General features: G+C 76.9%; 6 protein-coding genes. All 6 read left to right on the top strand.

The window, feature by feature from the left end:
* The first annotated feature begins 200 nt into the window (after window positions 1–200).
* The 6 genes from ACIA5A_RS21515 to ACIA5A_RS21490 are packed head-to-tail and all read left to right on the top strand — an operon-like array spanning window position 201 to window position 24,045.
* Window positions 201–12,242: an amino acid adenylation domain-containing protein gene (locus ACIA5A_RS21515; protein WP_396765042.1), complete on the top strand. Its 12,042-nt coding sequence runs from the start codon at window positions 201–203 to the stop codon at window positions 12,240–12,242.
* Complete coding sequence (locus ACIA5A_RS21510) at window positions 12,239–15,442, top strand: amino acid adenylation domain-containing protein (protein ID WP_396765039.1); 3,204 nt, start codon at window positions 12,239–12,241, stop codon at window positions 15,440–15,442. The genes ACIA5A_RS21515 and ACIA5A_RS21510 overlap by 4 nt, the downstream gene beginning before the upstream one ends.
* Window positions 15,439–16,476 carry a TauD/TfdA family dioxygenase gene (locus tag ACIA5A_RS21505; RefSeq protein ID WP_396765036.1) on the top strand — a complete coding sequence of 346 codons (1,038 nt, stop codon included), beginning with the start codon at window positions 15,439–15,441 and terminating at the stop codon, window positions 16,474–16,476. The genes ACIA5A_RS21510 and ACIA5A_RS21505 overlap by 4 nt, the downstream gene beginning before the upstream one ends.
* Window positions 16,473–17,492 (top strand): TauD/TfdA family dioxygenase, encoded by a 1,020-nt coding sequence (locus ACIA5A_RS21500; protein WP_396765033.1) that lies wholly within the window; start codon window positions 16,473–16,475, stop codon window positions 17,490–17,492. Before ACIA5A_RS21505 ends, ACIA5A_RS21500 begins: the two co-directional genes overlap by 4 nt.
* A complete protein-coding gene (locus ACIA5A_RS21495; protein ID WP_396765030.1) occupies window positions 17,489–22,876 on the top strand; it encodes an amino acid adenylation domain-containing protein in 5,388 nt (1,795 codons plus the stop codon). The genes ACIA5A_RS21500 and ACIA5A_RS21495 overlap by 4 nt, the downstream gene beginning before the upstream one ends.
* Window positions 22,873–24,045 (top strand): trans-sulfuration enzyme family protein, encoded by a 1,173-nt coding sequence (locus ACIA5A_RS21490; RefSeq protein WP_396765027.1) that lies wholly within the window; start codon window positions 22,873–22,875, stop codon window positions 24,043–24,045. Before ACIA5A_RS21495 ends, ACIA5A_RS21490 begins: the two co-directional genes overlap by 4 nt.
* Window positions 24,046–24,048 lie beyond the last annotated feature (3 nt).

Below are 24,048 nucleotides of genomic sequence, written 5' to 3'. Positions count from 1 at the left end.
CCGAACGTGTTGCCTCGGGCACCGAACGCGTCAACCACCGGCACGATCCGGGGATCGGCGGACGAAGATCGCCGGTGACATGATGGGCGAGGCTCCCCATCGAGGAATCCTGATCTTTTCCATCACCCGGCCGGTCCGGGCGCAACCGTGCGCCCGGACGGCGCCCGCCCGGCGGCCGGGACATGACGAAGGCAGAGGCGATGACCGACGTCCTGCGGACCCGGCGACCGGCCCCACCGGCGCGGCCCGACCCCGGCCGCTCCGCGCCGGCAACCGCCGCCCAGCGCCAGATGTGGCAGCTCGACCGGCTCGACCCGGGCTCGGCCGGCTACCTGGTGCCGCTGGCCTACCGGCTGCACGGCCCGCTCGACGTGCCGGCGCTGTCCGCGACGCTCGACGACCTGGTGGCCCGGCACGCCGCGCTGCGTACCACGCTCGCGCCCGGACCGGACGGCGACGACCCGGTCCAGGTGGTCCACGAGCCGCGCCCGGGACTGCTGCGGGTGCACGACCTCAGCGGCCTGCCGAGCTGGCAGCGCGACCGGGAGGTGCGGGCCCGGCTGCGGGCCGCCGCCCGCGACCCGCTCGACCTGACGCGCGGGCCGGTGTTCCGGGCCGACCTGGTGCGGTGCGCCCCGGAGGAGCACGTGCTCCTGCTGACGATCCACCACGTCGCGATCGACGAGTGGTCGCTGGGCATCCTGCACGAGGAGTGGGAACAGCTCTACCGGGCCCACCGCGCCGGGCGGCCGGTCACGCTCGACCCGGTGGTCACCGACTGCCGCGACCACGCGCTCCGGCAACGGGCCTGGCTCGCCGGGGCGGAGGCGGCGGCCCAGCTCGACTACTGGCGGGACCAGCTCGCGGGCGCCCCCACGGCGCTCGACCTGCCCACCCGGGGCCCGCGTCCGGCGGTGCCGTCCGGCGCGGGCGCCACGCTCGCGGTGCCGCTGGAGGTGCCGGCCGAGGCGCTTGCCGCGTTCTGCCGGCGGGCCGGCGCGTCGCCGTACATGGTGCTGCTGGCGGTGCTGCACGTGCTGCTAGCGCGATGGACCGGCGAGGGTGACGTGGTGGTGGGCACGCCGGTGGCCGGGCGACGCGGTCCGGAGAGCCGGCAGCTCGTCGGCCTGCTGCTGAACACCGTCGCGATCCGGGCCCGGCTGGACGACGACCCGTCCTTCGCCACCCTGCTGGACCGGGTGCGCGGCGCGGTGCTCGACGCCCTCGGCCGGGAGGAGCTTCCCTTCTCGACGGTGCTGGAGACGCTGCGCCCGGCGCGCCGGGCCGGCTTCAGCCCGCTCTTCCAGGTGATGTTCGTGTACGGCCGGGAGGCCGCCCCGCCCGACCTGGACGGCCTCGAGGTGAGCACCGTCGAGGTGCCGCTCGACACCGCCAAGTTCGACCTCACGGTCGCCGTCCGGGAGGACGACCGGGGGCTGCGGACCGTGCTGGAGTACCGCACCGAGCTGTTCGACGCGGACACCGTGGTCCGGCTCGCCGGGCACTACCAGACGCTGCTGGGGTCGCTGCTCGCCGAACCGGACGCCCCGGTCGGCTCGGCCGCGATGCTCACCGCCGCCGAGCACCGGCTGGTGGTCGGCGAGCTGAACCGCACCGCCACGCCGGCCGAGCCGGACGAGCTGGTCCACACGCTGATCGAGGAGCAGGCCCGGCGTACCCCGGACGCGGTGGCGGTGACCGACGACGTGGCCGCGCTGACCTACGCCGAGCTGCACGCCCGGGCCGAGACGCTGGCCGGGACGCTGCGCGCCCGGGGCGTCGGCGTCGGCGGCCTGGTCGGGGTGCTGCTGCCCCGCACCGTCGACTTCACCGTGGCGGTGCTGGCGGTGCTGCGGGCCGGCGCGGCGTACGTGCCGATGGACCCGGCGAACCCGCCGGCCCGGCTGCGGCACCTGATCGACGACACCGCCGCCCGGACCGTGCTGACCTGCGCCGAGCTGGCGCACCTGGTGCCCGGCGACGCGGCGGTGCCGGTGCCGGGCCCGGACGCCTCGGTGACGGTGGCAGAGCCGGCACGCGGCGGGCCGCGACGCCGGCCACGCCGCCGGCCGGCACCCTCCGGGGACGACCTGGCGTACGTCATCCACACCTCCGGCTCGACCGGCCGCCCGAAGGGCGTCATGGTCACCCATCGGGGGGTCGCCAACTACGTGCGCTGGGCCACCCAGGCGTACCGGTTGCGAGTCGGGGACGTGGTGCCGCTGCACTCGTCGGTCGGGTTCGACCTGACCGTGACCAGCCTGCTGGTGCCGCTGGCCGCCGGGGCCACGGTGCGGATGATCGGCGAGCACCTCGGCCCGGCCGCGCTGGGCGAGGCGTTGCGCGACACCGCCACCCCGTTCGGCCTGGTCAAGATCACCCCGGCCCAGTTGGAGCTGGTCACCCACCAGCTCCGCCCGGAGGAGCTGGCAGGGCGCACGCGATGCTTCGTCATCGGCGGCGAGAACCTGCGCGCCGACCAGGTCGCGCCGTGGCGGACGCACGCGCCGGAGACCGCGCTGGTCAACGAGTACGGCCCGACCGAGACCGTGGTCGGCTGCGCCGCGTACGAGGTGGAGCCGGACACCCCCGACGGCGGTTCGGTGCCGATCGGGCGGCCGATCGCCAACACCGCGCTCCACCTGCTCGACAGGTGGGGCAACCCGGTGCCGGTGGGCGTGTTCGGCGAGCTGTACGTCGGCGGCGCCGGGGTGGCACGCGGCTACCTGGGGCAGCCGGACCGCACCGCCGAGCGGTTCCTGCCCGACCCGTTCTCCGGCGCGCCCGGCGCGCGCCTCTACCGCACCGGCGACCTGGCGCGCCGCCGGCCGGACGGGGTGCTGGACTACCTGGGCCGCACCGACCGGCAGGTCAAGGTGCGCGGCTACCGGATCGAGTGCGGCGAGATCGAGGCGGCGATCCGGCGGCACCGGCCGCGGGCCGACGTCACCGTCCAGTTGCGAGGCGACGACCCGGCCGACCCGCGCCTGGTGGCCTACCTGGCCGGCGACGGGGCGGACCCGGCCGGGCTGGCCGCCGCGCTCGCCGCCGAGCTGCCGTCCTGGCTGGTGCCGGCCGCGTTCGTGCGGCTCGACGCGCTGCCGCTGACCGGCAACGGCAAGGTCGACCCGGACGCGCTCCCCGCGCCCGACGCCGCCGGTCACGCCACCGGCCCGGTCGGCGCCGGGACGACCCGGTGGGCCGGGGCCGCCGGGACAGGGCCGGCCGGAACCGCCGCCGCCGGCCCGGCCGGGCCCGCGACGACCGGCCAGACCGGACCCGGGGCCGCCGGGTCGGCATCGACCGGCGCCGCCGCGCCGGCCCGCTGGGACGCCGACCGGATCCGCCTGGAGCGGCTTGTCGCGCAGGTCTGGCGGGAGGTGCTCGGCGTCGACCAGGTCGGTCCCCGGGACAGCTTCTTCGACCTGGGCGGGCACTCGATGCGGCTGCTCGCCGTGCTCGACAAGCTGCGCGCCCGGCTCGGTGACGTGCTGACCGCCACCGACCTGTTCCGCCACCCGACGCCCGAGTCGCTGGCGGCGTACCTGGTCGGTGTCACGACGAGCGGCGCGGAGCCGGCGGCGCCGCCCGTCGCGCGCCCGGCCGCGACCGCCGGCCCGGCCGACGGTGCGGTCGCCGTGGTCGGCATGGCCTGCCGCTTCCCCGGCGCCCGCACGGTGGACGAGTTCTGGGCGAACATCCGCGACGGGGTGGAGTCGGTGGGCGAGTTCACCGTCGAGGAGATGCTCGCCGACGGCGCGGACCCGGCCCGGATCGACGACCCGGCGTACGTGCGCGCCGGCACGGTGCTGCCCGGCATCGACGAGTTCGACGCGGCCTTCTTCGGCGTCACCCCGCGCGAGGCGCAGACGCTGGACCCGCAGCACCGGCTGCTGCTGGAGTGCGCCTGGCACGCGCTGGAGCACGCCGGGCACGACCCGTCGCGGCACGCCGGCCGGGTCGGCCTGTTCGCCGGCTCGGGCCGCAGCTCCTACCTGCTCGACCACCTCAGCGGCCACCCGGAGCTGACCGCCGGGCTCAGCGAGCACCAGATCTCGCTCGGCAACGACAAGGACTTCCTGCTCAGCCGCGTCGCCTACCAGCTCGACCTGACCGGTCCCGCGGTCACCGTGTCCACCGCCTGCTCCACCTCCCTGGTGGCCGTGCACCTGGGCCGGCAGAGCCTGCTCAGCGGCGAGTCCGACGTGGTGCTGGCCGGCGGGGTCAGCGTCTTCCCCGCCCAGCGGCGCGGCTACCTCTGGCACGACGGCGGCATCTACTCCCCCGACGGGCACTGCCGGCCGTTCAGCGCCGACGCGCGCGGCAGCATCGAGTCCAGCGGCGTCGGCGTGGTCGTGCTCAAGCGGCTCGCCGACGCGCTCGCCGACGGCGACACCGTCTACGCGGTGATCCGCGGCTCGGCGGTCAACAACGACGGGGCGCGCCGCACCGGCTACACCGCGCCGGGCGTCGCCGGGCAGGTCGAGGTGATCAGCCGGGCGCTGGCCACCGCCGGGGTGAGCCCGCGCTCGGTGGGCTACCTGGAGGCGCACGGCACCGGCACCAGCCTCGGCGACCCGATCGAGGTGGCCGCGCTGACCGAGGTGTTCCGGCGCGACACCGACGCGCGGGGCTTCTGCCGGCTCGGCTCGGTCAAGGCCAACATCGGCCACACCGACGCGGCGGCCGGCGTGGCGGGCCTGATCAAGACCGTGATGGCGCTGTGGACGCGGACGCTGCCGCCGACCATCAACGTGGACCGGCCGCACCCGGCGATCGACGTCACGACCGGCCCGTTCCGGCTCGACCCCGCCGCCGGGCCGTGGCCTGCCGACGGCCCGCGCCGGGCCGGGGTCAGCTCGTTCGGCATGGGCGGCACGAACGCGCACGTGGTGCTGGAGGAGCCACCCGCCGCACCGGCCACCGCGCCGGCGCCGGCCGCGCCCGGGCCCCGGCTGCTGGTGGTGTCGGCGCGTACCCCGGCCGCGCTGGAGCGCGCCACCGGGCAGCTCCGCGACCACCTCGCCGCCCACCCGGAGGTGGCGCTCGCGGACGTCGCGGCGGCGTTGGGCCGCCGCCGGCCGATGACCCACCGGCGGTACGTGGTGGCGGCGGACCCGGCCGACGCGGTGTCCGCGCTGGACGACCCGGCGCGCCGGCTCACCGGGGCGCACCCGGGCGGCCGGCGGACGCTGGTGTTCGCCTTCCCCGGGCACGGCGCGCAGCACGTGGCGATGGGTGCCGGCCTCCACCGGTCCGAGCCGACCTACCGGGCCGTGGTGGACGAGTGCGCCGGCCTGCTCGGCCCCGACCTGGGGCGGGATCTACTCGCCGTGCTCGACCCGGCGCCGGACGGGCACGCGGCGGCGGAGCGGTTGCTGGACCGTCCCGCGCTGGTGCAGCCCGCCCTCTTCGTCACCGGGTACGCGTTGGCCCGGACGCTGCTGGCCCGGGGCGTGACGCCGGACCTGATGGTCGGCCACAGCCTCGGCGAGTACGTGGCCGCGTGCCTGGCCGGCGTCTTCTCCCTCGCCGACGCGCTGCGCCTGGTGCGGGTGCGCGGCGAGCTGGCGGAACGGACGCCGGCCGGCGCGATGCTCGCGGTGGGGCTGCCCGAGGCGGCGGTGACCGGGCTGCTCGGCGACGGGCTGTCGCTGGCCGCGGTGAACGCGCCCGAGCTGGGCGTGGTCTCCGGCGAACCGGCGGCGGTGGACCGGCTGCGGGAGCGGCTGGCCGCCGACGGCGTCGACTGCCGCCCGCTGCGGGTGGCCCGCGGCTACCACTCCGCGCTGCTCGACGAGATCCTGGACGAGTTCGCCGCGCACGCCGCCACCGTTGAGTTCACCGAACCCGAGCGCCCCTACCTGAGCAACCTGACCGGCGGGCCGGTCACCCCGGGCCTGGTCACCGACCCGGCCTACTGGGTGCGGCACCTGCGGGAGCCGGTCCGCTTCGCCGAGTCGGCCGCGCTCTGCGCCGAGCAGGAGGCGGCCGTACTGGAACTGGGTCCCGGGCACGCGCTCGGCGGCCTGGCCCGACTCGCCGGGGTGCGGCCGGCCCACGCGGTGGCGGCGATGCGGCATCCCCGCGCCGATGCCGACGACCTGGTGACGCTGCTCGACGCGGTGGGCCGGCTCTGGCTGGCCGGCGTCCCGGTCGACGTGGACCGGTTCCACGGTGACGGCGACCGCCGGGTCCCGCTGCCGGGCTACCCGTTCGAACGGCAGCGGTACTGGGTCGCGCCCGCGCCCCGACCGGCCGCCGTCGGGTCGGGATCCGGGCTCGTGCGGGTCGCGGTCCCGGCGGGCGCGCTGGTGGCGGGGCCGTCCGAGGACGCGAGCGCCGCGCCGGAGCCCGCCGGCAACCGGCCGGCGCTGAGCACCGCGTACGTGCCGCCGGCGGGTCCGGCGCAGGAGTCGGTGGCCGAGGTCTGGGCCGACCTGCTCGGCATCCGGCCGATCGGCGCGCTCGACGACTTCTTCGAGCTGGGCGGGCACTCGCTGCTCGCCACCCAGGTGGTGGTGCGGCTGCGCGCCCGCCTCGGCGTCGCGGTGCCGCTGGAGACCGTCTTCGCCCGGCCCACCGTCGCGGCCCTGGCGGCGGCGCTGCCCGACGCCGACCGCGCGGCACCGCCGGCCGCCGGCCCGTCCGCCCCGGCGGCCGCCGGCCCCGAGGCGGACACGCCCGGCGCCGGCACGCCGAGAACGGAACCGACCGGCGGCGCGGCGGTCGACCTGGACGGGCCGCCGGCCGGGGAGCGCATCCCCCGCGCCGCGCCGGACGCCGGCCCGGCGCCGCTCTCCTCCGGCCAGCACCGGCTGTGGTTCCTCGACCAGGCGTACGCGCAGAACGCGTACACCGTCGGCACCACGCTGCTGCTCGACGGCGCGCTCGACGTGGCGGCGCTGCGCACCGCGCTGGCCGGGCTGGTACGCCGGCACGAGGCGCTGCGCACCGTGTTCCCGCTCGGCCCGGACGGCGACCCCGTGCAGCGGGTGCTGCCGGCCGGGCCGGTGGAGCTGCCGGTGCTGACCGCCCCGGCGGGCCCGGACCCCGCCGGGCCGGCGAGCATCGTCGAGCCGGCGGTGGCCGAGGCGGTGCCCGGCTGGGTGCACGCCGCGCTCGCGGCCGACGTGCGACGCCCGTTCGACCTGGCCGCCGGGCCGCTGTTCCGGGCCGTGCTGCTGCGCGTCGCCGATGACCGGCACGTGCTGTCGCTGACCATGCACCACGCCGTCTCCGACGGTTGGTCGCTGGGCGTGGTGGCCCGCGAGGTGGCCACGCTCTACGCCGCCGCGCGGCAGGGCGCCGCCGACCCGCTGCCCGAGCTGGCCGTCCAGTACGGCGACTACGCGCGCTGGCAGCGCGGCCGACTGGCCGAGAAGGACAGGCCGGACCTGGCGTACTGGCGTGGTCAGCTCGCCGGGGTGCCGGCCGCGCTGGAACTGCCCACCGACCGGCCGCGCCCCCCGGTGCAGACGTTCGACGGCGCGGTCCGCACGCTGCTCCTGCCCCGGCCGGCCGCCGACGCGGTACGCCGGTTCAGCCACGAGCACGGCGTCACGCTGGCGATGACGCTGCTGGCCGCGTGGCAGACGCTGCTCTGGCGCTGGACCGGGCAGCGCGACGTCTGCGTCGGCACCCCGGTCGCCGGCCGGGTCCGCGCCGAGCTGGAGCCGATGGTCGGCTTCTTCGTCAACATGCTGCCGATGCGGACCGTGCTGGACGGCGACTGGACGTTCGCCGAGCTGCTCGGGCGGGTCCGGCGCACCGCGCTTGACGCGTACGAGCACCAGGAGGTGCCGTTCGAGCGGCTGGTGGACCTGGTCGACGCGCCCCGCGACCTGAGCCGCAACCCGCTGTTCCAGGTGATGTTCAACCTGCTCAACGTGCCCGAGCAGCGGGACACCGACGCGGCCGGGGTGCGGATGACCCCGTTCGCGGTGGAGCCGGGCATCGCCCAGCAGGACCTGGCGCTCTACGCGTACGAGGTGGCCGAGGGGCTGCGGTTCCGGCTGGAGTACAACACCGCGCTGTTCGACGCGTCGACCGCCGAGCGGATGGTCGGTCACCTGGAGACGCTGCTCGCCGCCGCGCTCGCCGACCCCGGCTCCCGGCTGGCGGAGCTGCCGCTGCTCACCGCCGCCGAGCGCGCCCGGTTCGCCGACTGGAACGACACCGCCGCGCCGGCCGGCTGGGACACCCCGCCCGGCCGGGTGCCGACGCTCGTCGACCTCGTCGCGCACCAGGTGGCGACCGGTCCCGAGCGGCCGGCCGTGACGTTCGGTCCGACCACGCTCGACTACGCCACGCTCGACGCCCGGGCCAACCGGCTCGCGCACCGGCTGCGCCGCGCCGGCGTCGGGCCGGACGTGCCGGTCGCGGTCTGCCTACCCCGCTCCGCCGACCTGCCGGTCGCGCTGCTCGGCGTGCTCAAGGCCGGCGGCGCGTACGTGCCGGTGGACCCGGAGTACCCGGTGGAGCGGCAGCGCTACGTGCTGGCGCACAGCGGCGCCCCGGTGCTGGTCACCGAGCCGGGCCTGGCCGACCGGTTCGGGTTCGCCGGCACGGTGGTGACGCCGGACGCGGCCGGGGAGCCGGACACCGCGCCCCCGCCGACGGCCGGACCGGACCACCTGGCCTACCTGATCTACACCTCCGGCTCGACCGGCCGCCCCAAGGGCGTGCGGGTCACCCACAGCGCGGTGGTCAACACGCTCGCCGCGATGCGCGAGCGGCCCGGCCTGACCCGCGACGGCACCATGCTGGCGATGGCCAGCTTCGCCTTCGACATGTCCGTGCCGGAGCTGTTCCTGCCGCTGGTGGTCGGCGCCCGGATGCTGCTGGTGGACCGGGACGTCGCCTACGACGCGTCCCGGCTGGCCGCGCTGCTCGCCGCCGAACGGGTCACGCTGGCCCAGGGCACGCCGACCACCTGGCGGCTGCTGATCGAGTCGGGGTGGACCGGCACGCCGGGGCTCACCGCGGTGTGCGGCGGCGAGGCGGTGCCCGCGCCGCTGGCTCGGCAACTGGCCGGCCGGGTGGACGCGCTGTGGAACCTCTACGGCCCGACCGAGGCCGCGGTCTGGGCCACCATGGACCGGATCACCCCGGACGAGCCCCGGCCCACGATCGGCAGGCCGATCGGCAACATGCGGGTGCACCTGCTCGACGCGGCGTCGCACCCGGTCCCGGTGGGCGTGCCCGGCGAGATCCACCTGGGCGGGCCGGGGCTGGCCCGCGACTACCACGACGACCCGGCGCTGACCGCCGCGCGCTTCGTGCCCGACCCGGACGGCGACGGCCGGCTCTACCGCACCGGCGACCTCGGCCGCCGGCTGGCGGACGGCCGGATCGAGTTCCTCGGGCGGGGCGACTCGCAGGTGAAGGTGCGCGGGTTCCGGATCGAGCTGGGCGAGATCGAGGCGGTGCTGCGCCGGCACGACGCGGTCCGCGACGCCGCCGTGGTGGTCCGCGAGGACGCCGGCGAGAAGGCCGTGGTGGCCTACCTGACGCTGGCCGGCGGCCCCGAGCCCGACACCGGGAGCGAGGTGACCGCCGACTTCGCCGCCGACCCGGCACCGTGGCGGGCGTTCGTGCGCACCTGGCTGCCGGACTACATGGTGCCGTCGGCGTTCGTGCCGCTGAACCGGATGCCGCTCAACGCCAACGGCAAGGTCGACCGGGCCGCCCTGCCCGCGCCCCGCCGGGACCGGGCCGCCGCCGGCGCGGGCGAGCCGGACACCCCGCTGCGGGCGGCGCTGGCCCGCCGCTGGGCGGAGGTGCTCGGGTACGACCGGGTCGGCATCGACGACGACTTCTTCGACCTGGGCGGCGACTCGTTCCGGGCGATCAAGGCGCTGGCCGGCAGCGACCCGGCGATCAGCGTGCTCGACCTGTTCCGCCACCCGACCATCCGGGCGCTGACCGAGCACCTGGACGCCACCGGCGGCTCGGCCGGGAAGCTGCTGCACGAGCTGACCCCGGCCCGGCCGGGCACCACGACCACGCTGACGCTGCTCTGCGTACCGTTCGGCGGCGGCTCCGCGATCACCTTCCAGCCGCTCGCGGACGCCCTGCCGGCCGGGGTGTCGCTCTACGCCCTGGAACGCCCCGGGCACGACCTGAACCGTCCGGACGAGCCGATGCTCGACCTGGACGAGCTGGTGGACCGCTGCGTGGCCGAGGTGGTCGGGCAGATCACCGGCCCGGTCGCGGTGTACGGGCACTGCGTGGGCGGCGCCGAGGCGGTGGAGCTGGCCCGCCGGTTGGAGGCGGCCGGCGTCGAGGTGACAGGCGTGGTGATCGGCGCGCACTTCCCCGCGCCCCGGCTGCCCGGCCGGGTGTTCGGCTGGCTGCGCCGCTGGTTCCCGGTGGAGCGCTGGGCGTCGAAGCGGCGCACACTGGAGTCGCTTCGCGCGATGGGCTTCTTCACCGAGGTCTTCGACGCGGCCGAGAAGGACTTCGTGATGCGGGTCGTCCTGGCCGACTCGGCCCGGGGCGAGGACTACTACACCGACGTCTACGCCGCCGGCCTGCCGGCGAAGCTGTCCGCGCCGCTGGTCTGCGTGGTCGGCGGCGGTGACCGGGCCACCGAGCTCTACCAGGAGCGCTACCTGGAGTGGGAGTTCTTCGCCGACCGGGTGTCGCTGGAGGTGATCGACGGCGCCGGGCACTACTTCGCCAAGCACCAGCCGGCCGAGCTGGCCGCGATCATCCTGGCGCACTGCGCCGCCGCGCCTGCCGAGCCGGACGGTTCCACCGCCGCACCGGAGCCGGCGGAGGCGGACCGGCGCGCCGCCGTACCCGCGTCGGCGCAGCCGGACGGGACGGCCCGGACCGCTCCGGCGGCGGCGTCCCCGGCGGACGTCGCGCCCCGGCGGACGGTGGCGCCCAGCCTGGCGGTGTTCTATCTGGTCGCGATCGGCCAACTCGTGTCGCTGATCGGCAGCGGGCTGACCGCGTTCGGCATGGGCCTGTGGGTCTACCAGCGGACCGGCTCGGTGTCGCTGTTCGCCACCGCCACCGTGCTCGCGCTGCTGCCGGCCGTGGTGCTCTCGCCGATCGCCGGCGCGCTGGCCGACCGGTGGGACCGACGAAGAATCATGGTGCTCGCCGACTGCCTGGCCGCCACCGGCACGGTCAGCCTGGCGCTGCTGCTCTGGCTCGGCCAGCTCCACCTCTGGCACATCCTCACCGCGATCACCGTCACGGCCGTGGCCACCGCGTTCCAGCAACCCGCCTACCAGGCGGCGGTCACCCAGCTCGTGCCGAAGCGCTACTACGGGCGGGCCAACGGCATCGTCTCGCTCGGCACCGCCACCAGCACCGTGCTGGCCCCGCTTGTCGGCGGCGCGCTGGTGCTCGCGGTCGGGCTGCGCGGAATCGTGGTGATCGACCTGGTCACGTTCGTGGTGGCGGTCACCGTGACGCTGTCGGTGCGCTTCCCGGACACGCTCTTCGTGCGCCGGGAGGAGCCGTTCCGGCGCGAGGTGCTCGGCGGCTGGCGGTTCATCGTCCGGCGGCACGGGCTGGTCGCCCTGGTCGTCCTCGTCGCGTCGCTGAACTACTTCTTCGCCATGGTCGAGGTGCTGGTCACCCCGCTGACGCTCTCCTTCGGCGACCCGGCGGTGCTCGGCCGGGTGCTGGCCGCCAGCGGCGTCGGCATGGTCGTCGGGTCGGTGCTGATGGGCGTCTGGGGCGGCACCGCCCGGCGCACCACGGGCATCCTGGCCAGCGTCGTGCTGCTCGGCGTCTCACTGCTCACCGTCGGGCTCCGGCCGGACCCGCTGTTCCCGGCGCTCGGCCTGTTCGGCATGGGCCTGGCCACCGCGCTGGTGAACACGCACTGGCTGGCCATCGTGCAGGCCAAGGTGGGCCTGGAACTCCAGGGCCGGGTGCTCGCCATGGCGCAGATGCTGTCCTGGCTGATGGTGCCGGCCGGCTTCCTCAGCGCCGGCCCGCTCGCCGAGCACGTGCTCGCCCCGCTGGCCCGCCCCGGCGGTCCGCTCGCCGGGCTGGTCGGCACCGGGCCGGGGCGGGGCATGGCGCTGGCCGCGATCCTGGCCGGGCTCTGCGCGCTGGCGCTGGCCGCCGGCGGCATCGCGTACCGGCGGATCCGGCGGCTGGAGGACGAGCTGCCGGACAACGACCCGGGCCGGATCGTGCTCGCCGACAAGGACCGCATCCAGGAGGAGGCGGACCGCCGCCTCGCCGCCGTGACCGGCGGGGGCTCCCGGTGAGCGGGCCCGCCCGGCCGGCCGGCCCGACCCGCCGGGCCGCCGCCCGCCGCGCCGGGACCGGCCCGGCCACCGTGGACTGCCTGCACCTGATGGTCGTCGCGCAGGCCGCCCGCACGCCGGACGCGGAGGCGGTCCGGCACGGCGACACCGCGCTGTCCTACCGGGACCTCGACCGGGCGGCGAACCGGCTGGCCCGGGTGCTGCTGGCGCGCGGCGTCGGGCGCGGCGACCGGGTCGGCGTCTGCCTGCCGCGTACGCCGGAACTGGTGGTCGCGCTGCTCGCCGTGCTCCGGGCCGGTGCCGCGTACGTGCCGCTGGACCCGGCGTACCCGGCGGCCCGGGTGGCGTTCATGACCGCCGACTCCGGGGCGCGGCTGGTGCTGACCACCGCCGACCTGGCCGGCCGGTTCCCGGGCCCGACCGTGCTCACCGACCGGCTCGACCCGACCGGCGACGGCACCGATCCGGCGGTCCCGGTGACCCCGGACGACCTGGCGTACGTCATCTACACCTCCGGTTCCACCGGCCGCCCCAAGGGCGTGGCGATCGAGCACCGCTCGGCGGCGGTGCTGCTGCACTGGGTCCGGCAGACGTTCGACGACACCGAGCTGGGCGGGATGCTCGCGGCCACCTCGGTCTGCTTCGACCTGTCCGTCTTCGAGATCTTCGGGCCGCTGGCCTGGGGCGGCCGGGTGCTGCTCGTTGACGACGTGCTGGCGCTCGCCGCGCCCGGCGCGCACCGGCTGCCGGTCACGCTCGTCAACACCGTGCCGGCCGCGATGGGTGAGCTGCTCACCGCCGGGGCGCTGCCGCCGACCGTCCGCACGGTCTGCCTGGCCGGTGAGCCGCTGACCGCCGCGCTGGCCGCCCGGGTGTGGGCCCGTCCGCAGGTGCGCCGGCTGTGCAACCTGTACGGGCCGTCCGAGGACACCACGTACTCGACCTGGGCCGAGGTGCCGCCGGACGGCGGTGACCCGCCGATCGGCCGGCCGCTGCCGGGCACCCGGGCGTACGTGCTCGACCCGGACGGCCGGCCGGTGCCGCCGGGCGAGGCGGGCGAGCTGTACCTGGCCGGCGCCGGGCTGGCCCGCGGCTACCTGGACCGGCCGGCGGAGACCGAGGCCCGGTTCCGGCCGGACCCGTTCCGCCCCGGCGAGCGGATGTACCGCACCGGTGACCGGGTCCGGCTGCGCCCGGACGGGCAACTGGCCTACCTGGGCCGGCTCGACGACCAGGTGAAGCTGCGCGGCTACCGGATCGAGCTGGGCGAGGTGGCCGCCCGGCTCGCCGCCCTGCCCGGCGTACGCGAGGCGACCGCCGCCGTCCGGCCCGGTCCGAGCGGCGACCCCCTGCTGGTCGGCTACCTGGTCGGCGAGCGTCGCGACGACGTCCGGGCCCGGCTGGCCGAGGCGCTCCCGGCGCCGCTGGTGCCGGCCGCCGTGGTCTGGCTGGACCGCCTGCCCACGCTGCCCAACGGCAAGGTGGACCGCGCCGCCCTGCCCGCGCCGGACCTCGGCTCCACCGCCTCCCCCGGCGCGTTCGACGGCACCGCCGCCCTGGTGGCGGCGGTCTGGCGGGACCTGCTCGGGGTCGCGGCCGGCGGCCCGGACGACGACTTCCTCGCGCTCGGCGGCGACTCGCTGCTGGCCGTCCGGTGCGCCACCCGACTGGCCGACGTGACCGGCCGCCGGGTCGATCCCGGTGACCTGTTCGCCCACCCGACGGTCGCCGCGCTCGCCGCCCACCTCGACGCGCTCGCCCCGGCCGGGGACGAGCCGGCGGACCGGCGCGACCCCGAGCCGCCGGCGGCGACGACCGCGCCGGGATCGGCAGCGGCCGGATCCCCGGCCGGGGACGGGCCGGCGGCGCTGTCCGCGGCGCAGCGGCGGTTCTGGTTCCTGCACCGGCTCGACCCCGCCGACACCTCCTACCTGCTGGCGTTCGCGGTCCGCTTCGCCGCGCCGCTGGAGACCGCCCGCCTGACCCGGGCGCTGCACCGGGTGGTCGACAGGCATCCCGCGCTGCGCACCGTCTTCCCCGCCGGGCCGGACGGGCCCGCGCAGGTGGTCCGCCCGGACGCCCGCCCGGACCTCGTCGTCGCGCCGGCCGACCCGGGCGTCCGGCTGGACGCCCGGCTGGACCGGCTGGCCGCCGAGGCCACCGGCGTCCCGATGGACCTGGCCGTGGGGCCGCTGCTGCGCGCGTACCTGCTGCCCGACCACGCGGGCCGGGCGGAGGCGCTGCTGCTTGTCGTGCACCACGCGGTCGCCGACGACTGGTCGTTCGGGGTGCTGGTGCGCGACCTGGCGGAGTCCTACGACGACCCGGACGCGCCGGCCGAGCCGGTGCCCGGGCCGGCCGTCCTCGCCGCCGCGCAGCACGCCTGGCTCGCCGGCCCGGCCGGCCGCCGCGCCACCGACGAGCTGCTGGACGAGCTGCGCGACGCCCCCACCCTCCTGGAGGTAAGGAAGGGCCCCCTGTTAACGCCTGCGGTAGAGCAGGGGCCTTCTGTTAACAACCCGGCCCGGCGGGGCGCCGCGCTGCGGACCACTGTCGACGCGAGGACCGCGGCGGCGGTGCGGGAGCTGGCTCGGACACGCCGCGCCAGCCTGCACATGGTCGGGCTGGCCGCGTTCGCCGCGCTGCTCGGCGCGGAAACCGGCCGGGACGACCTGCTGGTCGGCGTCGCGTTCGCCGGGCGCACCAGCGTGGCCGCCGAACGCGGCATCGGCTGCCACGTCAACACGCTGCCGCTGCGCCTGCGCCCGGCCCCGGACCGCAGTTTCGCCGACCTGCTCGCCGAGGCGCGACGGGCCACCCTGTTCGCCGCCGCCCGCCAGGACGTCCCGTTCGACAGGCTTGTCGAGCGGCTGCGCCCGGACCGCCGCCCGGACCGCAACCCGCTGGTGCAGGTCGCGTTCGGGGTGCAGAACGCCCCGCCGGCCCGGCACCGCAGCGTCGCCGGCGGCGAGTTCACCGGCGTCGAGCTGACCCCGGACGCGGCCCGCCTCGACCTGACGCTCTGGCTGGACGACCGCCGGGCCGGGCTGGAGGCGCTCTGGACCTACCGCACCGACCTGTTCGACCACGACACGGTGGCGGCGTGGCACCGCCGCCTCACCGCGCTGCTGCGTACCGCCGCCGAGGACCCCCGGCGCAGTCTGGCCGACTGCGCCGACACCGCTGGGAGTGAGAGATGACCGATCAGATCCGGGTCGCGCGGCCCGTCCCCCGCCGCGGCCGGGAACGGAACCTGGTGGACGTACGACCGGACTGGCCCGGCGGCCCGCTGCCGGCGCTGGTGCGGGCCACCGTGCCCGACGTGGACCTGGCCGGCTGGCTGGCCGGGCACCGCGACGAGGTGGACGAGCTGGCCCGGCGCGCCGGTGCGGTGCTGTTCCGCGGCTTCGCGGTGGCCGGCGCGGACGACTTCCGTACCGTGATGGGCGCGCTCTCCGGTGACGTGCTGGCCTACGGCGAACGGTCCTCGCCGCGCAGCCGGGTCACCGAGGGCGTCTACACCTCCACCGAGCACCCCGCCGACCAGCCGATCGTGTTGCACAACGAGCAGTCCTACACGGTCACCTGGCCGCTGCGCATCGTGTTCCACTGCGAGGTCGCGCCGGCCGCCGGTGGGCGTACGCCGCTGGCGGACAGCCGCCGGGTGCTGGCCCGGCTGCGCCCGGAGACGGTCGACGGGTTCGAGCGGCGGGGCGTGCTCTACCGGCGCAACTACCTGCCCGGCATCAGCCTGTCCTGGCAGACCGCGTTCCAGACCGACTCCCGCGCCGAGGTCGAGGCGTACTGCGCGCGGGCGCTGATCGACGTGGAGTGGGTGAGCGATACGCAGTTGCGCACCCGGCAGGTGCGCCCGGCGGTGCGGCGGCACCCGGTCACCGGGGAACGCACCTGGTTCAACCACGCGTTGTTCTTCCACGTCACCTCGCTGCCGGCGGACGTGAGCGCCGGGCTGCGGGCGGCGCTGGCCGAGGAGGACCTGCCCTACCAGACCGCGTACGGCGACGGCACGCCCATCGGAGACGACGTGCTTGCCGAGCTGCGCGCCGCGTACGCCGCGGAGACCCGCTCGTTCGACTGGCACGAGGGCGACGTGCTGCTGGTGGAGAACATGCTCGCCGCGCACGCCCGGGAGCCGTTCACCCCGCCCCGGCGGATCCTCACCGCGATGTCCGACCTGGTCGCCGCCCCGGAGCTGTCCGGTGGTGCCGCATGAGCGCCCCCGGACCCCGCCGCCGCGCCGCCGGTGGCACGGTCACCGCGCCGGTGACCCGCCGCACCCTCGGCCCGGACGACTTCGTGCTGCTTGTCGAGGCCGCCGTGCCGGACCTCGACCTGGCCGGCTGGCTCGCCGGGCGGCGGGCCGAGCTGCTGGCCGACCTGGACCGGCACGCCGCGGTCTTCTTCCGCGGCTTCGACGTGCGCAGCGCCGACGACTTCGGCCGGGCGGCCCGCGCGGTCGGCCCGGACCTGCTCGGCTACCTGGAGCGGGCCGCGCCCCGGCACGAGGTGGCCGACAAGGTGTTCACCTCCACCGAGTTCAACGCCGCCCAGTGGATCCCGCTGCACCACGAGATGTCGTACTCGCACAACTGGCCGACGCACCTCTACTTCCACTGCGCGCAGCCGGCCACCGGCGACGGCGGTGCGACCCCGCTGGCCGCCGAGCGGGTGATCACCCCGTTGATCCCGGCGGAGGTACGGGAGCGGTTCGCCCGCGACGGCGTCCGCTACGTGCGCAACTACGGCCCGCACCTGGACCTGCCCTGGCAGGAGGCGTTCCAGACCACGGACCGGGCGGAGGTGGAGGCGTACTGCGCCGCGTCGGCGACGGAGTTCACCTGGCTGGGCGACGACGGGCTGCGGACCGTGGCCCGGCGGCAGGCGACGGCCGTCCACCCGCGTACCGGCGAGACGGTGTGGTTCAACCACGCCCACCTGTTCCACGTGTCGAACATGCCGCCCGAGGTCGCCGCCGCGCTGCTGCGCGAGTACGGCCCGGAGGGGCTGCCCCGCAACGCCCACTACGGCGACGGCGAGCCGATCGAGGACGAGGTCGTCGGCGGCATCCGCGAGCTGTACCGGCAGCACGCGATCTCCGTGCCCTGGCGGCGCGGCGACGTGCTGGTGGTGGACAACTTCCTGGCCACCCACGGCCGGGAACCCTTCACCGGCGACCGGCAGATCCTGGTCGCCATGTCCGATCTCTACGTCAACCGGAGTGTGTGGTGAACGGATACCGTCTGTCCCCGGTCCAGCGGCTGGCCTGGGCCGGCAAGCAGGACCTGGTCCGGGCCCGGGTGCGGCTGGACCGGCCGCTGGACCGGGCCCGGTTGCAGGCCGCCGTGGACGCGGTGGTGGCCCGGCACGAGGCGCTGCGGCTGACCCTGGTGCACCACCCCGGCCTGCGGGTGCCGTTGCAGGACGTGGACGACGACCGGACGGTCACCGTCGGCGCGCAGGGCGAGCTGTCGGTGACGCTCACCGACGACGCGCTGGAGCTGGCTGCCACCCCGCTGGTCGCCGACCCGGCCAGCCTGCGGCTGGTCCTGGCCGACCTGGCCCGGGCGTACGCGGGTGACCTGCCGCCCGCCGACGAGGAGGCGTTGCAGTTCCTCGACGTCACCGAATGGCAGGTGGAGGAGCGGGAGGCCGCCCCGGCGCCCGCGCCGGTCGCCCCGGCCGCACGGCTGGTCGAGCCGCACGGCGACGACCCGGGCGCGGTGGTCACCGCCACGCTGCCCACCGCCGACCTGGCCGCCGTCGCCGAGGCCGCCGGCTGCGCCGTCGAGACGGTGCTGCTGGCCGCCTGGGCGCTCGCGGTCGCCCGCCGGGCCGAGACGCCGGACGGGGCCGAGGAGTCGGACCTGGTGCTGGCCCGCTGGCACGACGGCCGCCGGGCCGAGGGCACCGCCGGCGTGGTCGGCCCGCTGGGCGGCTACGGCCCGCTGCGGCTGGCTCTGCCGCTGCCGGCCGCGCCGGCCGAGCTGCTGGCCGCGGTACGCGCCGCCGAGGCGACCGCCGAGGAGACGTTCCACCTGGTCGACCCGGTCGACGAGAGCACCGGCGCGGTCGCCGGGTTCGCGGTGCAGCCGGTGGTCGCCCCGGACACCCTCGCCGCCTTGGGCGCGACGACCGCCGAGGCGCCCGTCCCGCCGCCGCCGACCGGCCCCCGGCTCACCGTGCTCACCGGCACCGACGACGGCACCGGTTCCGGCACCGGCACGGGCGCCGACACGGCCCCCGTCACCGGCACCGGCCCGGGCACGGGCGCCGACACGGACCCCGGCACCGGAACCGGCAAAGGCACGGGCGGCGACGAGGGCGAGGTCACGCTCCGGGTCGGCGGCGGGCAGTGGCTGCTCGACTCGCTGGTGGCGGTGCTGCGCAGCCTGCCGGCCGCGCTGGCCGGGGACGCGCCGCTGGCCGTGCTCGGCGCCGGCGAGGCGGGCTGGCTGGCCGAGGCCGGCGGATCGGCGGCCACCGCGCCGGCGCGTACCCTCGTCGACCTGCTCGACGCGGGCCTGGCCGGGATGGCGGCGCAGGACCCGGCGGTGGTGGCGGCGGACGGCGCGTACCCGGTCGAGGAGCTGGACCGGCGGGCCGCGCGGGTGGCCGCGGCGCTTGCCGCGCGCGGCCTGGCCGGCGCGCCGGTGGGTGTGCTCGCGGCCCGGTCCCGGGACACCGTGGTGGCGTTCCTCGGCGTGCTGCGGGCCGGCGCGGTGTTCGTGCCGCTGGACCCGGACGCCCCGGCGCCACGGCTGGCCGCGCAGCTCCGCGCGGTCGGCGCGGAGTGCGTGGTCGGCGCGGGCGGGCCGGCGACCGTGTCGGTGGACGAGCTGGTCGCGGCCGGCGGGCCGCCGCCGGCCCCACCGGCCGCCACCGACCCGGCGTACGTCATCTTCACCTCCGGCTCGACCGGCACGCCCCGGCCGGTGCGGGTGTCGCACGCCGCCGCCGCGCACCTGGCCGGCGCGCTGGAGGCGACCGTGTACGCGGACTGCCCGGCCGGCCTGCGGGTGGCAGTGAACGCGCCGCTGACGTTCGACGCCTCGGTGAAGCAGCTCGTGCAGCTCGCCCACGGGCGGAGCCTGTTCCTGGTGCCGGAGGACGTGCGCCGCGACGGCGCCGCGCTCGCCGCCACGCTCGCGGAGCACCGGGTGGACGTGCTCGACCTGACCCCGTCGCAGCTACGCATCCTGCTCGCCGGCGCGGGTGACGCCCGGCTGCCCGGGCTGCTGCTGCTCGGCGGCGAGGCGGTCGGCGAGGACCTGTGGGCCGAGGTGGCGGCGTTGCCGGGCGTGCGCGCGGTCAACCTGTACGGCCCGACCGAGTGCACGGTGGACACCACAGTGGCGGAGATCCGGGCCGAGGACCCGCCGACGATCGGCCGGCCGCTGCCCGGCGTCGCGGTGCGGGTGCTCGACGAACGGCTGCGCCCGGTGCCGCCGGGCGTGGCCGGGGAGCTGTGCGTGGCCGGCCCGCAGCTCGCCGACGGCTACCTGGGCGACGAGGCGGCGACCGCCCGCCGGTTCGTGGAGCTGCCGCTGCCCGACGGCGGCGTCGAGCGGGTCTACCGCACCGGCGACCGGGTCCGCTTCGACGCCCGGCGACGGCTGCGCTACCTGGGCCGGCTCGACGACCAGGTGAAGATCCACGGCTTCCGGGTGGAGCCGGGCGAGGTCGCCGCCGTGCTGCGCGGGCACCCGGAGGTGGCCGACGCCGCCGTGGTCGCCCGCGACGACGACGGGTACGGCGACCGCCTGGTCGCCTACGTCCTGCCCCGCGCCGGGGCGTCGCTGGACCTGACCCGGGTCACCGGGATCAACCCGCACGAGACCCGCTACCTCCACGACGAGATCTTCACGCAGCGCGTCTACCTGCGCGACGGGATCGTGCTGCGCCCCGGCGCGACGGTCTTCGACGTGGGCGCGAACATCGGCATGTTCTCGCTCTTCGTGCACCAGGTCTGTCCGGACGCGACGATCCACGCGTTCGAGCCGGTGCCGGCCGTGGTGGAGGCGCTGCGCCGCAACGTCGCCGAGTTCGGCGTGCCGGCGACCGTGCACCCGCACGGGCTGTCGCGGGAGCGGGGCGAGGTCTCGTTCACCTACTACCCCGGCTACTCGATGATGTCCGGCCACGCCGCGTACGCCGACCCCGACGCCGAGATCGGCGTGATCAAGCGCTACCTGGCGAACGAGCGGGACGCCGGCGTCGACCAGCGGGACGTGCTGCTCGACCGCGCCGACGAGTTGCTCGCCGAGCGCTTCGCCGGCCGGGAGCTGACCGTGCCGGTGCGGCCGCTGTCGGCCGTGCTGGACGAGCTGGCCCCGGCGCGGATCGACCTGCTGAAGATCGACGTGCAGCGGGCCGAGGCGGACGTGCTGGCCGGGCTGGCGGACCGGCACTGGCCGCTCGTCGCGCAGGTCGCCATGGAGGTGCACGACGCGCCGGGCACCGCCACCGCCGGCCGGCTGGCCGAGCTGGTGGCGCTGTTCCAGGCGCGTGGCTTCACCGTGCTCACCCGGCAGGACGACCTGCTGACCGGCACCGACCGGCACACCCTGCACGCGGTCCGCCCGGAGTACGCCGACGCCTCGGACGCGGTGACGGACACCGCCCCCGCGACCGGATCCGTCGCGCCGCCCCGGGAGTGGCTCGCCGAACGGCTGCCGGCCCACCTGGTGCCGGCCGCGGTGGTGGTCCTGGACGAGCTGCCGTTGACCCGCAACGGCAAGCTCGACCGGGCGGCGCTGCCCGCGCCCGCACCGGAGCGACCGGCCGGCGACCCGGCGGTGACGCCGACGAACCGGGCCGAGGAGATCCTGGTCGAGGCGTGGCGCGAGGTGCTCGGCGTGGCCACGTTCGGCGTGACGGACAGCTTCTTCGCGCTCGGCGGCGACTCCATCCGCAGCATCCAGATGCAGGTCGCGGCGCAGAAGCGCGGATTGTCGTTCCAGCTCAACGACATCTTCACGCACCAGACGATCCGGGAGCTGGTGGCGCACGGCCGGATCACGCTGGACGGCGTCGCGCCCGAACCGGCCGTGGACCAGGGGCGGTTCGCCCTGGTCGACGCCGCCGACCGGGAGCGGCTGCCGGACGGGCTGGCCGACGCGTACCCGATGACCGCGCTCCAGCTCGGCATGGTCTACCACGGCGAGCTGACCGGCGACCCGGCCGTCTACCACAACGTCACCGCGCACGAGGTGGCCGCGCCGCTGGACGCGGCGGCGCTGCGGCGCGCGCTGGCCGCCCTGCTGGACGCCCACCCGGTGCTGCGGACCGGCTTCGCGCTCGGCACGTACGCCGAGCCGTTGCAGCTCGTGCACGCGCGGGTGCCTGTCGACCTGCCGGTGACGGACCTGACCGGCCTCGACCCGGCGGCCCGGCGGGCCCGGGTCGACGCGCTCGTCGCCGAGGAGCGTCGCCGCCCGTTCGACCTCACCCGGCCGCCGCTGCTGCGGCTGCACGCGGTCCGCGGCGGGGGTGACGGGTTCACGCTGCTGGTGGCCGAGCACCACGCCGTGCTCGACGGCTGGAGCCTGCACCTGCTCCTGGCCGACCTGCTCGCCGGGTACGACCGGGAGCGGGCCGGCACGCCCGCGCACGCCGACGCCGGGCTGCCGTTCCGCGAGTACGTGGCGGCCGAGCGGGCGGCAGTGGCCGACCCGGCGATCCGCCGGTTCTGGTTGGACGGCGCCGGGGCCGCGCCACCGCTGCTGGTCGGCGGCGTGCGGCCGAGGACCACCACCACCCAGCGGGTGCCGCTGCGCGCCGGCACCACGGAACGGGTCACCGAGGCGGCCCGCGACGCCGGGGTGCCGGTCAAGTCCTGGCTGTTCGGCGCGCACCTGCGGCTGCTCGGTGAGCTGGCCGGCCGGGACGACGTGGTCAGCGGCCTGGTGGTCGGCGGCCGGCCGGAGGGCGAGGGCAGCGCCACCACGCTCGGGCTCTTCCTCAACACGCTGCCGGTGCGCCTCGCGCTGGGCACCCGGTCGGTGGCCGAGCTGGCCGCCGAGGCGTGGCGGGCCGAGCGGGAGTTGATGGGGCGCCACCGCTTCCCGCTCGCCGAGATCGTCCGGGCCGGCGGCGCGGGCCCGCGCTTCGACCACTTCTTCAACTGGACCCACTTCCCGCCGCGTCCGGCCGGCGACGGCAGCCGCATCGTGGACAGCCGGGGCGTCACCGTGGACGTGGCGTTCAGCCTCGCCGTCGACGCCGAGCTGGACGCCGGGCGGCTCGGGCTGATGATCCAGTACGACCACCGGCACGTCCCGGCCGACCGGGTGGACGCGCTGGCCGACGGCTTCCGCCGGTTGCTGGCCGCCGATCCGGCGGCGCCGCTGCCGTCGGTGGCCGCCCCGTCGCCGGCGGGCGGCGGGAACGCGCGGCAGCAGTGGGCGGACCGGGTGGCGGCGGCCTGGCAGGACGTGCTGGGCACCGCGCCACGTGACCCGGAGACCGGCTTCCTCGCCGCCGGCGGTGACTCGCTGCGCGCGTTGCGGCTGGTCACCGTGCTCCGCCAGCGCCACGGCAGCGACCTGACGCTGCCGGAGTTCACCGCGCTGGGCAGCTACCGGGCGCTTGTGGACCGGGTGGCGCGCGGATGACCGGGTTCGGCACCGCCGCGGTGCACGGCGACGACGGGCTGGTGCCTGGCGGGGCGGTCGCGCCGCCGATCGTGCAGAGCGCCACGTTCAGCGCCGAGTCCGACGAGCGGTTCACCGAGATCGCCACCGAGGCGCGGGGGAGCGCGTTCTACACCCGCTACGGCAACCCGAACCACGCGCAGGTTGCCGCCGTGGTCGCCGAGCTGGAGGGGGCGGAGACCGGGCTGGTCACCGCGTCCGGGATGGGCGCGATCAGCACGGTGGCGCTGGCGCTGCTCGCCGCCGGCGACCACGTGGTGGTGCAGCGCAGCACGTACGGCGGCACCACCTCGCTGGCCACCGGGCTGCTGGCGCGCTTCGGGGTGGCCTGCACCCAGGTCGACCAGACCGACGCCGACGCGTTCGTCCGGGCACTGCGGCCGGAGACCCGGCTGGTGCTGGTGGAGACGCCGAGCAACCCGCTGCTGGAGCTGACCGACCTGGCCGCGGTGGTGGCGTCGGCGCACGCGGCCGGCGCGCTGGTGGTGGTGGACAACACGTTCGCCACGCCTGTCAACCAACGTCCGCTGGCCGCCGGGGCGGACCTGGTCTGGCACAGCGGCACGAAGTTCCTCGGCGGGCACTCCGACGTCTCCGCGGGAGTGGTGGTCGGCGGCGCGGAGCTGGTCGAGCGGGTGTGGCGTACGTCGATCGTCACCGGCGCCACGCTCGGCCCGGTGGACGCCTGGCTGCTGCTGCGCGGCCTGCGGACGCTGGCGCTGCGGGTGGCGCGGCACAACGCCAACGCGCTGGCCCTGGCCCGGGCGCTGGAGGATCATCCGGCGGTGGCCCGGATCCGCTATCCCGGCCTGCCCTCGCACCCCCAGCACGCGCTGGCCCGGCGGCAGATGACCGGGTTCGGCGGGGTGCTCGGCGTCGAGCTGGCCGCCGGCCGGGCCGGCGCGGCGGCGCTGCTGGGCGGGCTGCGCCTGGCCAAGCGGGCGGCCAGCCTGGGCAGCGTCAGCACGCTCGTGGTGCACCCGCGCTCGATGTGGGCGGGGATCGTGGACGCCGAGCAGCTCGCCGCGGCCGGGATCGGCGAGGGCCTGGTGCGGGTGTCCACAGGCATCGAGGACACCGACGACCTGGTGGCCGACTTCCTGGCGGCGCTGGAGGGCGCGCCGGCCTGACCG

This window comes from Micromonospora sp. NPDC051300 (genome assembly GCF_044455315.1).
GTDB classification, from domain to species: Bacteria; Actinomycetota; Actinomycetes; order Mycobacteriales; family Micromonosporaceae; genus Micromonospora; species Micromonospora robiginosa.
The sequence above is the reverse complement of the archived record's forward strand: the minus strand, read 5'-3'. Positions and strand labels throughout refer to the sequence as shown.